Origin of the sequence: Wolbachia endosymbiont (group A) of Opomyza germinationis, assembly GCF_964264765.1 — a bacterium.
Lineage (GTDB): Bacteria > Pseudomonadota > Alphaproteobacteria > Rickettsiales > Anaplasmataceae > Wolbachia > Wolbachia pipientis.
Map to the genome: position 1 here is coordinate 309,257 of NZ_OZ183482.1, position 16,033 is coordinate 325,289.

At 36.3% G+C, this 16,033-nt stretch carries 15 protein-coding genes and 1 riboswitch; of the genes, 12 read left to right on the forward strand and 3 right to left on the reverse strand.

Annotated features, from left to right (window positions below):
* Positions 1-325: 325 nt before the first annotated feature.
* Positions 326-1,720: a class II fumarate hydratase gene (gene fumC, locus ACFEL3_RS01540; protein ID WP_010962632.1), complete on the forward strand. Its 1,395-nt coding sequence runs from the start codon at positions 326-328 to the stop codon at positions 1,718-1,720.
* Positions 1,721-1,914: 194 nt separating this feature from the next.
* Here fumC and grxD read toward each other — a convergent pair whose 3' ends face one another.
* A complete protein-coding gene (gene grxD / locus ACFEL3_RS01545; RefSeq protein ID WP_006280013.1) occupies positions 1,915-2,238 on the reverse strand; it encodes a Grx4 family monothiol glutaredoxin in 324 nt (107 codons plus the stop codon).
* 15 nt (positions 2,239-2,253) lie between these two features.
* Positions 2,254-2,472: a BolA/IbaG family iron-sulfur metabolism protein gene (locus ACFEL3_RS01550; protein WP_006280012.1), complete on the reverse strand. Its 219-nt coding sequence runs from the start codon at positions 2,470-2,472 to the stop codon at positions 2,254-2,256.
* Between the two features lie 111 nt (positions 2,473-2,583).
* Between ACFEL3_RS01550 and ACFEL3_RS01555 the strand changes: the two genes are divergently transcribed.
* Positions 2,584-3,510: a P44/Msp2 family outer membrane protein gene (locus ACFEL3_RS01555; protein WP_010962631.1), complete on the forward strand. Its 927-nt coding sequence runs from the start codon at positions 2,584-2,586 to the stop codon at positions 3,508-3,510.
* 14 nt (positions 3,511-3,524) lie between these two features.
* On the opposite strand, the gene ACFEL3_RS01560 is transcribed toward ACFEL3_RS01555, so the two are convergent.
* The gene (locus ACFEL3_RS01560) at positions 3,525-4,847 is read right to left on the reverse strand and encodes a malic enzyme-like NAD(P)-binding protein (RefSeq protein WP_077188090.1); all 1,323 of its coding nucleotides are present in this window, start codon (positions 4,845-4,847) and stop codon (positions 3,525-3,527) included.
* 134 nt (positions 4,848-4,981) lie between these two features.
* Between ACFEL3_RS01560 and pgsA the strand changes: the two genes are divergently transcribed.
* The 10 genes from pgsA (at position 4,982) to lepA (ending at position 15,814) form a co-directional block, all read left to right on the forward strand.
* Positions 4,982-5,515, forward strand: coding sequence for a CDP-diacylglycerol--glycerol-3-phosphate 3-phosphatidyltransferase (gene pgsA, locus ACFEL3_RS01565; RefSeq protein WP_010962629.1), 534 nt, complete (start codon positions 4,982-4,984; stop codon positions 5,513-5,515).
* A gap of 120 nt (positions 5,516-5,635) precedes the next feature.
* Positions 5,636-6,577 (forward strand): hypothetical protein, encoded by a 942-nt coding sequence (locus ACFEL3_RS01570; RefSeq protein WP_010962628.1) that lies wholly within the window; start codon positions 5,636-5,638, stop codon positions 6,575-6,577.
* A gap of 60 nt (positions 6,578-6,637) precedes the next feature.
* Positions 6,638-7,345, forward strand: coding sequence for an outer membrane protein assembly factor BamD (locus tag ACFEL3_RS01575; protein ID WP_010962627.1), 708 nt, complete (start codon positions 6,638-6,640; stop codon positions 7,343-7,345).
* Between the two features lie 59 nt (positions 7,346-7,404).
* The gene (locus ACFEL3_RS01580) at positions 7,405-8,145 is read left to right on the forward strand and encodes a YebC/PmpR family DNA-binding transcriptional regulator (RefSeq protein WP_010962626.1); all 741 of its coding nucleotides are present in this window, start codon (positions 7,405-7,407) and stop codon (positions 8,143-8,145) included.
* 3 nt (positions 8,146-8,148) lie between these two features.
* Entirely contained in the window at positions 8,149-9,087 is a 939-nt protein-coding gene (locus ACFEL3_RS01585) for a M23 family metallopeptidase (protein WP_038198862.1), read from the forward strand.
* Between the two features lie 7 nt (positions 9,088-9,094).
* Positions 9,095-9,940, forward strand: a complete 846-nt coding sequence (locus tag ACFEL3_RS01590; RefSeq protein ID WP_010962624.1) for an SPFH domain-containing protein — start codon at positions 9,095-9,097, stop codon at positions 9,938-9,940.
* Positions 9,941-10,016: 76 nt separating this feature from the next.
* Positions 10,017-10,119: riboswitch (TPP riboswitch) on the forward strand.
* Positions 10,108-10,383 (forward strand): SemiSWEET family sugar transporter, encoded by a 276-nt coding sequence (locus tag ACFEL3_RS01595; protein ID WP_006280002.1) that lies wholly within the window; start codon positions 10,108-10,110, stop codon positions 10,381-10,383. It overlaps the preceding riboswitch by 12 nt.
* Positions 10,364-11,056 (forward strand): thiamine diphosphokinase, encoded by a 693-nt coding sequence (locus ACFEL3_RS01600; protein ID WP_010962623.1) that lies wholly within the window; start codon positions 10,364-10,366, stop codon positions 11,054-11,056. Before ACFEL3_RS01595 ends, ACFEL3_RS01600 begins: the two co-directional genes overlap by 20 nt.
* A gap of 1,491 nt (positions 11,057-12,547) precedes the next feature.
* Positions 12,548-13,942, forward strand: a complete 1,395-nt coding sequence (locus ACFEL3_RS01605) for a malonyl-CoA decarboxylase (RefSeq protein WP_038198837.1) — start codon at positions 12,548-12,550, stop codon at positions 13,940-13,942.
* Between the two features lie 75 nt (positions 13,943-14,017).
* On the forward strand, positions 14,018-15,814 hold the full coding sequence (lepA, locus tag ACFEL3_RS01610) for a translation elongation factor 4 (RefSeq protein ID WP_010082651.1): 1,797 nt from the start codon (positions 14,018-14,020) through the stop codon (positions 15,812-15,814).
* The last annotated feature ends 219 nt before the right edge of the window (positions 15,815-16,033 follow it).

The following is a 16,033-nucleotide window of genomic DNA, read 5'->3' on the forward strand; positions in this document are numbered from 1 at the left end:
ATCGTGATTTGAGTCCACCAGAAGGGTGTCATCCCAGTGCCCAGACACTGGGATCCAGGAATTTTATTAAGTTGGTAAGCATAAAAGTAGCCGTTTTATGTTAAAATACAACGTTTTGATGATTATGAAAAGGCTGGATTCCAGACTGGAATGACACCATCATAAAGTGAATCAGTGTCAGCTACTTGCATCTACCATGCAAGTTAACTGAAAATTGCAATGTTCGTACACTTGACTACTTGGATCTAGTATGATTTAATTAACAAAGAAGTAGGCATGAAAAAATTATGTAGTGAACCAGTTTGCATAACACCAGGAGGAAAATATGGATAGAAAGACGAGAATAGAATCAGACAGCTTAGGGGAAGTAAAAGTACCAAGTGAACATTACTGGGGAGCACAGACTCAGCGTTCTTTAGAAAATTTTAAGATTGGCACAGAAAAAATGCCAGAGCCTCTGATTAAAGCATTAGCAATAGTAAAACTTGCAGCAGCGCGTGTTAATATGAAACATGGTGTTATAGATGATAGGGTAGGGGACGCAATTTGCACAGCCGCGAGGGAAGTAATAGATGGCAAATTTAATAATGAATTTCCGCTTGTTGTTTGGCAAACCGGATCCGGAACGCAGACTAATATGAATATGAATGAAGTGATCAGCAATCGTGCAATAGAGATTTTAGGTGGTAATTTGGGTAGTAAATCTCCAATACATCCAAATGATCATGTGAATTATGGTCAGTCGTCAAATGACACCTTTCCAACAGCAATGCATATAGCAGCAGCAGAGCAAATAAACTGCTTGCTTATTCCAAATCTTGAAAAATTGCATAAGGTGCTGGATAATAAGGTTCAGGAATTTAAAGATATAATAAAAGTAGGACGTACTCATCTGCAAGATGCAACGCCCCTAACACTAGGACAGGAGTTTTCTGGCTATGCAGCCCAGATTAAAAAGGGGATAGAGAGAGTAAAATCAACTTTAAGTGGTATATACGAGCTTGCACAAGGTGGCACTGCGGTTGGCACGGGACTCAATACTAAAAAGGGTTTTGCTGAAGATTTTGCAAAGCAAGTTGCAGGAATTACTAACCTTCCATTTACTTCAGCAGGCAATAAATTTGAAGCGCTAGCAGCAAATGATGCTTTAGTTGAGCTCAGTGGAACACTCAATACAGTAGCAGTCAGTTTAATGAAAATTGCAAATGATATAAGGTTGCTTGGTTCTGGTCCAAGATGCGGAATTGGGGAAATAATGTTACCGGAAAATGAGCCTGGTTCTTCAATTATGCCAGGTAAAGTGAATCCAACTCAGTGTGAAGCGGTGACTATGGTATGCACTCAAGTTATGGGAAATCATGTTGCTGTAACCATTAGTGGTTCAAACGGTCATTTTGAATTGAATGTGTTTAAGCCAGTGATAATTTACAATGTTTTGCAGTCTATAAGACTTTTAGCTGACGCAAGTTTAAATTTTACAGAAAAATGTGTAGTTGGTATTAAAGCAAATGAAGAGAGGATAAAAGATTTACTGAATCAGTCGTTGATGTTGGTCACTATATTAAATACGCATATAGGGTACGACAATGCAGCAAAAATAGCGAAGCTTGCTTATAAAGAAAATATCACTCTAAAAGAAGCAGCAGCAAAACTTCAACTGCTCACTGAGGAAGAGTTTGAAAGGATAGTGAAACCAGAAGAAATGGTAAATTATTTGTAACCGCTCACACTTAATTCTTCAATCTCACTAATAGAAAGGCCAGTAAACTTGACAATAGTGTTAACATCAACATTATTATCTTGCTTTGTCTACCTTATTTTGCCGCTCCCCTGAACGGATACGGTTTAAGACATAAGATCCTTTTTCATAGCTATACTACGTTATCCAGCGTCTGGGCACTGGTTTCTTGGTACTTATTCCGCAATAATTTTTTTTTCCTTCAATAAACTTTGCAGTTCGCCTTTTTCGTACATCTCGCGAGTGATGTCGCAACCACCAATAAACTCTTCCTTTATATATAATTGTGGAATTGTTGGCCAATCAGAAAACTTTTTTATAGATTCACGTATTTCATCATTCTCCAACACGTTAATATACTTAAACTTCACGTTCAATTTTTTTAGGATTGACACGACGAGTCCAGAGAATCCGCATTGAGGAAAATCAGAAGTGCCTTTCATATACAATACCACATCATTTTCTGTTATATCTTTTTTTATTTGTTCAAAATTGCTCATAAATTCACCTTATTTTTAAGTATTAGTTTCCAGTTGCAAGGCGTGTATAGACTGACCTTCCAGAGCTTTATATACCATTTTATGCTGTTCTATTTTTGTCTTTCCAAGAAAACACTTGGAGTTTATTTTTAAATGATAATGGTCATCATCTCCAGCAAGATCATGAATCTTTATATCAGCGTCGGGGAACGATTGTTTGATGATCCTCTCTAATTCGTGAATTGCAATAGTCATTGATTTGCTTTAAATTACAATACTTTCATTATAAATCTAAAACGATTGAGCGCAATAAAAAGTTGCTATCATAAAAAATAGAAGCATACTATAATAATGGAATGACAAATTATGCAGGGAGGCTTTGTGGTGGGCGAAAGATTTAAATTCACATATCTATTGGTTTTGCTAACTTTTTCATTTAGGTGCTTATCTTACGATGATAAAATAAATAACTTAGAGAATGTTTACATCAAAGCTAACTATTTTGGAGCATTCTTCAATGCAATAGGTTCTCTAGAAGGAAAAGAAGATGCAGGTGACAATATAACAGAGGGGGTTTTTAGTTTTAATAAGAAGGAGCGAATTGAAGCTGGATACAGTCCTAAATATGTTCCAGGGTTTGCCGGTAGTGCTGCAATAGGGTATTTATTCAAAAATATGAGAGTTGAGTTTGAAGGCTTATATTCTCAGACTAACTTATATGATGAAGATTATTCAGATAAGAAAAAAGCAAGATATATTGAACTTCGTCGTCACAATGATGCGTCTACTGGAGCGGAATGCAATTCACCTTGGAGAAGTGGAAAGGTTGATATTCACATTCAAGAAAATTGTAGTGTTGAAGCAGAGTTCAGAGCTGCATTTAAGATGAAAAATGAAGGTTTTAATAACTTAGCTGGAATGGTCAATGTATATCGTGATTTTAATATAGCAAAAATGCCATTCACCCCATATGTTGGTATTGGTGCAGGTGTAACTAGGGTTAAATTTCTAGGAAAAACCAGATATGCCTTGGCTTACCAAGCAAAACTTGGTATCAATCACCAACTTACAGCACAAACTCAAGCATTTGCTGGTTTACGCTATTTTGGTATCCTTGATAACCAATTTAAAGATATTGTACCAGGAATAAAGATACTAGCTGGTGAAGGATATATTCCTGCCGGTGGAGGAAGTAAAGTTGATGAAACTGCACGTGTTGAATCAACAACTGCAACCATTACCAATAGGTTTGGCATATATGGCTTAGAGTTTGGGTTGGTTTATCACTTTTAACTTTATCCAATAAATTACATATGTGAAGATAGTAAATTCAGCGTGCTGAGAACATTAGAAAGACGAGATTTTAATTGATTTTCATATTTACTCCAATCTTGTATTGCCTTTCTTGCAACACCTGAATCAACTGCGGCTTTTGCAACAGCAGGAGCTACTATAGAAATTAATCTTGGGTCAAATGGAGTAGGTATTATATATTCACGTCCATAGCCCATTTTACGACCGCCATAGACTGCAGATATCTCACCTGGTACTGGCTCACGGGCAAGCTTTGCTATTGCATCTGCAGCTGCAATTTTCATTTCATCATTTATTGTTGTTGCATGTACATCAAGTGCCCCTCTAAATATATAAGGAAAACCCATTACGTTGTTGACTTGGTTGTTGTAATCTGACCTACCAGTTGCAATTATTGCATCTGGCCTCACAGATTTTGCAAACTCAGGCCTTACTTCTGGATCGGGATTGGCAAGAGCAAAAATAATCGGGTCTTTGCCCATACTCTTTAACATCTCTTCATTTAACACATCTTTTGCAGATAGTCCGATGAATACATCAGCGCCTTTTATTGTATCAAGTAGAGAACGTTCGGAAGTATCAATTGCATACTTTTCCTTCCACTCATTCATATCCTCGTTTCTACCTTTGTATATTACTCCTTGCTTATCACACAGCACTATATTTTTAGCGCCCATGGACTTTAGTATTTCTAAACATGCAATACCGGCTGCTCCAGCACCATTCATAATGATCTTAACGTCCTCTAATTTCTTTTCAACAATATCAAGAGCATTTTCTATGCCAGCTGCAACAACCACCGCAGTTCCATGCTGGTCATCATGGAACACTGGAATATCCATCAGTTCATTCAGGCGTTTCTCTATTATAAAACAATCGGGAGATCTTATATCTTCTAAATTTATCCCCCCCCAACTTGGCCCAAGATACCTTACTGCATTGATGAAATCTTCTATATTTTCTGTACCAACTTCTATATCAACTGCATCAATATCAGCAAAACGCTTAAATAAAACAGCTTTGCCTTCCATGACAGGTTTTGCAGCAAGAGGACCGATATTACCAAGTCCAAGCACTGCAGTGCCATTTGAAATGACAGCAACACAGTTGCTTTTTGCTGTATAATCATAAACAACCTCAGGATTTTTAGCTATTTCAAGGCACGGAGCTGCAACACCAGGGGAATAAGCAAGTGACAAATCATACTGGGTAGATAAAGGTTTTGTTGGCATGATTGAAATTTTACCAGGGTTACCACCTCTGCTGTGATACTTAAGCGCTTCTTGTTTTGTGGTACTATCTAAATCATCGTTCATCATTACATCCTTATATTTTAAGCTTGTATTTTTTAAGTATATGGAGTTTTTATAAATGTTCAATTGTAAACTATTAACTTGTGAACTCTGTTGTACTTCTGTATAAGTTTACCTATTACGTAAGATGATATTACATGCTTAAAAAAAACGTGCCTAATTTGCTTACAATTTCTCGTGCACTTGCAATACCAGCAATAATATTAAGTTTTTATATAGAAAATAAATATGCAGGCCTGATAACAATATCAATCTTTGTGTTTGCGTGCATTACGGATTTTTTTGATGGTTACCTGGCGCGTGCGTGGAAAGTCCAATCAAAGTTTGGCAAGCTATTTGATCCAATTGCTGACAAATTAATAGTGGTTTCAACGATAATTATGCTAGTTTATAAGCATAAGATAAATGATTTTACAATAGTACCATCGATTATCATCATCTGTCGGGAGATATTAGTCTCGGGTTTACGGGAGTTTCTGATAGCTACAAATGTTAGTCTACCTGTAAGCAAAGCTGGAAAAATTAAAACATTTTTGCAGATGGTTGCTGTAGTAGCGCTAATAATGAACGATTATTATATGATTCAATATACAGGTGCGATTTGTTTATGGGTTGCAGCTATTATAACTATGTGGTCAGGCTATAATTATATCCTAGCCGGCATCAAATAGATTGATTAAATCTCCTAGGAAATAGTTAATAGACAAGAGTAGTTAATATCTTAGTGATATTGACTCAGAAAGCAAAAAGGTGTATAATTGTATTAACTTACTACTAATTAGGTTAATATTATGAAAATACCTAGTGGCAAATTTTCTTCTACTAAAAAGGTTCCAGGAAAGAATAAGAAAAAAAGAGATTTTGAACCATTAGAAGAGTTTTTTTGGGATTTTTGGCCAACAGTTGATAAAGAAGTCAAAAGAGAAAGGCTAGAACAAGAACTATTAGCACTAAAAAAAAGAGAGCTATATAGAAAATGTGCATCATTGGCAACAATGGTCCCATTTACATTGCTGATGGCGATTGAACTGGAAAAAACATATAGCGATCAGGTATTACTTGGCGTGATAAGTGGCGCGCTAAGCCACACTATATTACCTTTTACAGTCTTATCTCTTATTTGTACGCTATATTTAATTTACAATAATAGGAAGATAGCACAAAAAGAACGAGAGTTGGAGATTATTGAAAATGGAGAGGAAGTAAAGGAAAAAGAGCACAATATTTCTGATATAGGTCAGTGTTTGATCTATATTGAGGCTATAACAACTGCACTGGTTATTGTAGGTATGATAATGGGTGAAACATCTTCACTTGAAGCAGCAGAGGATGCAATTTTATTTCTTGCCAATGCAATTGCTTTTCTTGCAACTCTTGTTTCTTATATTGATAAGCATGAAAAAAATAAGAAAAAGGAAACAGAAAAGTCTGATCTTGATGAGAAATCTAGCAAGAAAACTAGCAATATATCTGTAGCCGGATTGGCGCTTGCTGGTTCTTCTGTATTTTTAATAAGAAGGATAATGTTAATAGCATTAGCATCGTCCTTAAATCCTGCTGTTGGACCTACTTTAGGCTTGGTAGGTATTGCAATTTTTATGGCTGTACAGGTCTTAACTATACATTCCTACAGTAAGACGCTGAAAGATCCAAAAGTGGAAGGACGAGGTGAATCAAGAAATGCAGGTAGTTCTGACCGTAGTTATAAAGAAGAAGGACCGGCTATTGCCTAAGAAATTTATTTATTTAAGTAATATTTAGGTCTATACTTTATTTTGATCGAAAAAAATCTTATGTATAAGACTTTAATCACGTGCTTTATTTTCCTAATTTGCTCCTTTACACAATCGTATGCGGATGATCTTGAAAAAACTGAAACTGAACTATATGAAGAAGCAGTTGAACTTTTTGACCAGAAAAAATATAAACAAGCTATTAGGGCATTTCATAAGATAGAGGATTTGTATCCTTTTTCTTATTGGGCAATGAAAGCAAAATTATTATCTGGGGTCTCTCACTATAATATGGGTAACTATAGCAGTGCTGCAAGTGATATGGCTGATTATATATATGTTTATTCAAATGGTGAAGATTTACCATATGTATACTACTTAAGAGTATTATCTTATTACATGCAAATTAATAAAGTGCAACTTGGACAGCAAACTGCATATAAAACTTTAGAGCTAGCCACTGAGTACATTAATCTCTTTCCAGGCAGCGAATATGTAGACGAGATAAAGGAAAGAGCAAAATTAATCACAGAACATATATCAACAAAAGAGTATTCTATCGGTAAATTTTACCTGAGGCGTGGTGAATATTTAGCAGCAATTAAGCGTTTCCAGAATATGGCAAGCTATAAGGATTCTAAATATTTTTCTAAGTCTATTAACCATTTAATAGCAGCCCATTCAGCTCTTGGCCTTGACTTAGAAGCTGAGCAGTATGAAAGTATGTTATTAGCAGAAAACCTGCAAGATGCCAAGCCAGAGGCTTGAAAATTTGCTTTAGCTTTTTCTATGCTTTGATATATAATTAGGTTTTTAACTATTTGAATATGGCTGGTCATTCACAATTTTCAAATATAAAACATCGGAAAGGCGCTCAGGATGCAAAGCGCTCTCAAAAATTTACGAAGCTGATCAGAGAAATAACAGTTGCTGCAAAGCAAGGGCTGCCCGATCCCGAACTCAACCCGCGCCTTCGCTCTGCTATATTTGCTGCACGCAAGGAAAATCTACCAAAAGATAAAATAGAAACAGCAATAAAAAATGCAACTGGTAACGTTGCTGGAGAAAATTACGAGGAAATCCAATATGAAGGTCATGGGCCTTCTGGCACTGCACTCATTGTCCATGTTTTGACTAATAATCGCAACCGAACTGCTTCTGAGGTACGTTATATATTTTCTCGCAAGGGTGGAAACTTGGGAGAAACAGGAAGTGTTAGTTACCTTTTCGATCATGTAGGCTTAATCGTCTATAAAGCAGAGGGTGTGAATTTTGATGATTTATTCAGTCATGGAATCGAATTAGAAGTATTGAATGTTGAGGAAAATGACAAAGAAGGATTACACGTTATAACTTGTGAAATAAAAGATTTTGGTAAAGTACGCGATGCCTTTTATGCAAAATTCGGAGAACCAGAACTTGCTCGTCTTTCATGGCAGCCAAAAGATCTGATTGAAATTAGCGATAAAGAGTTGATTGATAAATTATCTGCATTGGTTGAAGAATTAGAAGATAATGATGATGTACAGTATGTGGAAGGTAATTTTACTTTTGTTGATGCTGTTTAAATGATGAAGCTGATTGTATTTATGCTGCTCTTTATCTTACCGTTATATACCGCTGAAACATCAACAGATCTTGCACAGCCATTCCAGCATGGAATCAGAAAAAAAAAAGCTACTTTGACGACAGAAAGTGATAGAAAGTTGTTATTCATATCCAGTACCATAAAATCTTCCTTTTTTGCCACGGAAGGGTTGGCGCCAAATACAGTGGTGAAATTGATCAACATATATAAAGATTTCGGTGTTGATTTTAAAAAAGACATTGTGCCGAAGAGTAAATTGGAGGTTCTTTTTGAGAGATTGCCTAATAATCAGAAGACTGAAGAAAAAATTTTATATGCTTCACTGATAATAAACAAGAAAGCTATTAGTTTATATCATTATAAATCGCAAGACGGCAAAGAAAGGTATTTTAATAAAGAAGGAATAAGCTTAAAAAATGGCGAAATTTTTGCAAATCCTTTAAATGGAGATTATCGCATATCCTCAAAATTTGGCAATAGAAAGCATCCTGTTCGCGGTAAAATTGCTTTTCACAAAGGAGTGGATTATGCAGCTAAACTTGGCACTCCCATATACGCTGCTGCAGAGGGTGTGATAGAATATATAGGAAAGAATGGTGGCTATGGAAATTACATCAAAATAAAACACAAAAATGAATATTCAACCTGTTACGCGCATATAAGTAGATTTAGTGGCGATATAAAGTTAGGCTCTAAAGTAAAGCAGGGGCAGGTCATCGCCTATGTTGGTAGCACTGGTGTTGCAACAGGCCCTCATTTACATTACGAAGTTATATATAACGGCAAACACATCGATCCGCTTACGATAGCACATAAAACTGAAGTAAAATTGCCTGATCATGAATTAAGAGAGTTTAAACTATTTGTAAATAAGATAAATAAAACGATCAACAGAGAGAGTTCAAGTGAAAAAGAAGTTTAAAGACAATATGGATAAGAATACGATAAACGATAGAAATTTGAGTCAAATTCGGGCTTTTCCTGTACTAATAGCGCTAGGATTAATTTTATCGCTGCTTTTTTTGGCATATGACAGCACAATTGCACTTGGAGTTGCTGCCGTTTCAATTTTGACTTTTCTTCAAGGATTTTTTATTAATGACCCTAATGAAGCAAGAGTGATAGAATTTTTTGGTCATTATATTGGAACTTATTTTAAGTCTGGAATATGTGTAACGCTTCCCTTTTCAAGCAAATATATAGTTTCCCTAAAATTTCAGAATATTAACACAGAAAAAATAAAAGTTAATGATGCAAATGGAAGTCCAATAGAGATTTCTGCAGTAATTGTTTGGAGAGTGAGCAGTCCTGCAAAGGCGTATTATAATGTTAACAACTATCACGAATTTGTTTTTGTACAAAGTGACTCGGTAATTAGAGAATTGGCGAGCAATTATCCGTATGACAGCGAGAGCAATGAGGAATCTTTACGTAAAAATTCTGATAAAATTTCAGATGAATTGCGGTCAATGTTACAACAAAGATTAGATATTGCAGGAATTGAGATTACAGAAGCAAGAATATCGCATTTGGCGTATTCGTCCGAGATTGCACAAGCAATGTTAAGGCGTCAACAAGCACATGCTATCACTTCGGCAAGAAGGCATATAGTGCAAAATGCAATAGGAATTGTCGAGGAAGTAATAGCTCATTTTGAAAAAAACAAAAGCTTACAATTAGATGGCAAGCAAAAGGTTCAATTGATAAATAATTTGTTGGTTGCCCTAATCTCTGAGCAAGATGCACAACCGACGATTAGTTTAGATAATAATTAGCATAGAAGCCGATTGGGTTTCATAAATGCAAGTCACTATTAATTTCTTGATTAATAGACTAAATGATGTTATAAATTACACGCATTAGGGGTGCTCTAGAAAAGCTGAGAGTACATAAAGTACAACCCTTTGAACCTGATATTGTTAAAGCAAGCGTAGGAAAATGTATGTATATAAATATTGAAGAATGCTTCGGCTTCATTGCGTTAATTGCATCTCTAATTGGATTATCACCTCAAGTATATAAAGCATATATCACTAAAGTTACTCGTGATGTATCGATGTTAATGTTAGTAAACTATCTTATTTGTTCATTGTCTTGGATTGGCTATGGTCTTTACCAGAGCTCAATTTTTGTGGTGCTTAGCAATATTGCTGGATTAGTGATTAGCATAATATCAATTATTCAAAAATGTTACTACGATGCAAAACCTGCACCATGATCATGTGCTGCACTGCAGTACACAACAACAATATCGTTCTATTGTAGTGCTAAATGGAAAAATACCGAGCTCATCGTTTTTTAAACGAGATATACCTATTATTGCTGTAGATGGAGGAGCAAACAAGCTTCTATCAATTGGCGTAAAACCTGATCTTGTAGTAGGAGATTTGGATAGCGTAAATCTGGATTTACGTGCTAATTTGAATACGATATATCTACCTGATCAAGATTATTGCGACTTTTCTAAAGCAATGGCTCACTTAAAAACAGTAAAGTTATTGCCATCAATAGTAACGGGTATTACTGGAGGAGCAATTGATCACATACTACAGAATATTAACATTTTTCTAAGTACGGGCAGTATCTTTTACACACCTTCACCTCCCATGGTAGGTTACACTTTACAAAAAGGTATTACCCATTTTTTTTCTTTGCCAAAAAATACTAAAATATCTTTACTTGGTATACCGAGAGCTCAAATATCAACTAAAGGATTAAAATGGGAACTGCACCTTAGTAATCTTGCTTTTCCGGGAAAAAATTCTTGCTTTAATCGAAGTTTAGGCAATAAGGTATCCGTAGAAGTACACAGTGGTATATGTCTAGCAATGATTTATTTAGAGACAGTAGATGATGCTGCAAGACATCATGTGCGTCAAGTTAAGAAGTAAATAGACTTCTTGCATAACCCAAACTAAGTAGAAAAAAGGTATCATCCAAGTAGCTGACACTGGTTCCTTTATGACGTGTCATTCCAGTTTCAGCTACTTGAATGACAGCAGTCCTACGTCATACCGCCGCGGTATCTCTTAGCCGCTAACAAGCAGCGGGATGACGAATTACTTAACCATCATTACACCGTCATACCGCGATTCATTCGCGGTATCTCTTAACATAGATCCCCTACTATACCTTAACATAGATCCCGCTAACAAGCAGCGGGATGACGAGCTTATCGTCACGCCGCCGCGAACCGTCATACCGCGATTCATTCGCGGTATCTCTAGATCCCGCTAACAAGCAGCGGGATGACGAATTGCTTAACCGTCATACCGCCACGAACCGTCATACCGCCGCAGACCGTCATACCGCGATTCATTCGCGGTATCTCTTAGCTGCTAACACGTAGTGGGATGACAAATTGCTTAACCGTCATACCGCCACGAACCGTCATACCGCCGCGGCGCTAACAAGAGATCCCGCTAACACGTAGTGGGATGACAAATTGCTTAACCGTCATACCGCTACGAACCGTCATTCTGCCGCGGCGCTAACAAGAGATCCCGCTAACAAGCAGCGGGATGACGAATTACTTAACCATCATTACACCGTCATACCGCGATTCATTCGCGGTATCTCTTAACATAGATCCCCTACTATACCTTAACATAGATCCCGCTAACACGTAGCGGGATGACGATTGTCGTTTAGCTATAAACATTAAGAAATTTACCAAACGAAAAAAAAGGCAAAAGAAGCCCTGAGGTTATTATCCGCTTTAAAATATTGGCGTTTTTTATGTTTTAAACGCTTGACAAGCGAGATTCAGCCGCTTTTAATTGCAACTAACTTACGCTGCAAACGTTTAAGAAATTTACTAAGCAGAAAAAAAGACAAAGAATCCCCGAGTTAGCTAGTCTTTTACTATCTCTGTCGAGTATTGGCATTTTTTGATGTCTTGTAACGCTTTATAAGCGCGTTCAGCTTATTTAGATAAAAATCTAGATGTAGATGAAGTTTTGTAAAGACATACAGTATCTATATACTGCAAAAAATTGAACATAAGACGCCGATACATTAAGTAATCCTTACCTTTTAATCTGCAGATTGGCGAAAGCAAATACAATAGCTTCAGTTTCATGATAGGGGAGCTGGCGGAGTTTGTCAAGCAAGTTTTTTCGTTTCTACTGAATGACAGTTGTGGCTTGGGAGGTAGTGCAAGAAGTCTATTGTATTACTGAATTATTAATAATCTAGTAATAGTGCCTGCTATGTAGCTAAAATTTTCCTTTAACTTAAGCTATATGTAGCTAAAATAACTTGGGTTTACCGACGATTTGACAAACGACAAATTCGTCATCCCGCTACTTGTTAGCGGGATCTAGAGATATCGCAGCGGTATGACCCTGACTTGCATTAGCTATGTATAATAAAGGGAATCTATGACAAAAGAATCATTGGTAAAAACTGATATAGTGAAAGTTGAAGACAAAAAGGCGGTAAGAAGCTTTTTTAAAATACTAGGTGGAGTGGCAGATGCTGTAAGATCGTGGATTGGTAACATCAGTCCTGATTTAAGCAACAGTCGCGATATCGATAGTTTAGTCTTGAAGATGAACGAGTGCTTAAATCCAAAGGGAGGGGAGGTTTCAGCACGTAAAAACGCTGTATCTCTTGGTAACTTGTACTTAAGCTTATCAGAGAAAGGTAAAATAAAATTTCTACAAACCCTGGCAGAAAAATTTAATCCGAATAAAGCGGAAATAGATGAGAAAATTAGAGAGTATAAGAAAAACCAAGATCCCGAGTTAAACTATAAATTTGAACAGGATTTAATAAAAATTCTTGAATCACCGCGTTCTAAAATATTGAAGCAATTTATTTCTTTACCAGAAGGCCTTAAGTTTATTGTTGATATGCGTTCTGACGTGCTTAAGCTAAAGAACCAATATAGAAGCTTGAATCCACTAGAAAGCGAATTAAAAAATATACTCTATACTTGGGTTGATGTTGATCTACTTGATCTTCGTCAAATCACCTGGGATTCACCTGCATCATTGCTAGAAAAACTTATAAAATATGAAGCTGTGCATAAAATTTCCTCTTGGGATGACTTAAAAAACAGGCTGGGTCTCTGTTTTGCTTTTTTTCATTACAAGATACCAAACGAACCTCTAATTTTTGTAGAGGTTGCATTGGTGGATAAGATTGCAGATAGTATTCAACACCTTTTAGATGAGTCAGTACCTTCAAATGATCCGAGTAATGCAAGCACTGCTATATTCTATTCAATATCAAACACTCAAGCAGGGTTATCTGGAATCAGCCTTGGTAATTTTTTGATCAAAAGGGTTGTAGAAAAGCTATCACAGGAGTTTAAAAGTATAAAAACATATGCAACTCTTTCTCCAATACCTGGCTTTACGAAATGGCTAAAAAACAATCTAAACCAAGATGTCACTTTATTGGGCAAACTAAATATAAAACAATCTAGTGCAGAAATTTTAGAAAGTGCAGAGCAATTAAAAATTAACGTTGAATGTATAAATGAAACTAAACAATGCATGCTTAAACTATGTGCATATTATTTACTAAAAGTGAATAATAGTAATGGGAATGCTTATGATCCGGTGGCGCATTTTCATTTAAGCAATGGTGCATCGATAAAACAATTAAACTGGATGGCGGATACTTCTGAAAAAGGTATTAGTCAGTCGGCTGGAATGATGGTAAATTATCTGTATGAGTTGCCTAAAATAGATAATAATCATGAAAACTATATGGTTAATAAAGTGATTTCCTGCTCGAAAAAAGTGTCGTCTATGTTGAAGGAGTAAATAGTCTCTTAATAAAGGATTGCCCTCACAACACTTAAAATGTAAAATGGTTCTACTTAAGTAAAATAGCCATAAATGAACAACATAAGAAATTTTGCAATAATAGCGCATATAGACCACGGTAAGTCAACGCTTGCTGACCGTTTAATAGAGGAATGTAACGGCCTTGAAGCAAGAGAAATGATCAATCAAATACTCGATTCAATGGATATAGAACGCGAACGTGGGATTACAATTAAGGCACAGACGGTAAAACTCAATTATACGGCAAACGACGGTAATCAATATTGCCTAAATCTCATGGACACCCCAGGTCACGTTGACTTTTCTTACGAGGTAAGCCGAAGCTTAGCCGCATGTGAAGGTTCACTTTTAGTGGTAGATAGTAGCCAGGGCGTTGAAGCACAAACCCTTGCAAATGTATATAAAGCTATTGACAACAACCATGAAATAATAGTTGTGCTCAATAAAGTTGATCTTCCTGCTGCAGATCCAGAAAAGGTAAAACTCCAGGTTGAGGAAGTAATTGGCATTGACGCAAGTGAGTCAGTTTTAATATCAGCAAAAACTGGACTTGGAATAAAAGATGTACTGGAAGCAATAGTAGCAAAACTTCCAGCTCCTCAAGGTGATGTAAATGCTCCACTGCAAGCAATTTTGGTTGATAGTTGGTATGACACTTACTTAGGAGTAGTAATTTTAGTGCGAGTTAAAAATGGAGTGCTAAAAAAAGGCATGAGAATTGTTATGATGTCTAATAATGCTACATATCAGATAGATAATATCGGTATTTTCACCCCTAAAAAAGTGATGACGGGTGAACTTTCAGCGGGTGAAGTTGGTTTTATAACTGCTTCAATGAAGGAAGTAGCAGACTGCAAGGTAGGAGACACTATCACTGAGGAAAAGAGACCTTGTAGTGAAGCACTTCCTGGATTTAAAGAAGTGCATCCTGTGGTATTTTGTAGCATTTTCCCTCACAAAACGGATGATTTTAAATATCTAAGGGAAGCTCTAGAGAAGTTACATTTAAATGATGCAAGTTTTACCTTCGAAGCTGAAACTTCAAATGCACTAGGCTATGGATTTCGTTGTGGTTTTTTGGGAATGTTGCATCTTGAAGTTATTCAAGAAAGACTCGAGAGAGAGTTTGATTTAGATCTAACAGCAACTGCACCGAGTGTTATATATAGGGTTACAACACGAAGTGGTGAAGTTTTGAATATTCATAACCCAAGTGATATGCCAGATCCAACGAAAATTGAAATTGTGGAAGAACCGTGGATTACCGCAACCATAATGGTTCCTGATCAATACTTAGGTGATATTCTATCTCTATGTGAAGAAAGGAGGGGAGAACAGGAGGATTTATCTTACATTGGTAACACAACAACAGCATTGTTAAGGTATAAATTACCACTGTCTGAAGTTGTTTTTGACTTTTATGATCGATTAAAATCAATTTCCAAAGGATATGCAAGTTTGGATTGGGAAATTTCCAGCTATCTGGTAAGCCAAATAGATAAATTAAGCTTTTTAATTAATGGAGAGCCCGTAGATGCACTGGCTTGTATCGTTCACAAAAGTAGGGCAGAAAAAAGGGGGCGTGAAATATGTGCACGCTTGAAGGATTTAATACCACGTCAGCAATATAAAATCGCGATTCAAGCGGCAGTGGGCGGAAAAATTATTGCCAGAGAAACGATTAACCCATACAGAAAAGATGTAACAGCTAAACTCTATGGTGGAGATGTAACGCGAAGAATGAAACTACTTGAAAAGCAAAAGAAGGGTAAAAAAAGGTTACATTCTATAGGGAACGTAAATATTCCACAGAATGCTTTTATTCAAGCCTTGAAGATAAGTGATTGATCTTAAAAGACTTCTTGTATAGTTTTTGGCAACAACCGTTAGAAACGAAAAAACTTACTTGACAAACTCCGCCAGCCCCCTTATCATGAAACTGAAGCTATTTATTTATCTTCTCTGTACAGATTAAATGACAAAAAAACTCACGTATCTGGCGTCTCATGTTTAATTTTTTGCACTATGTGCACCTTATGTCTTTATCAAACTTCTACCTACATAAGC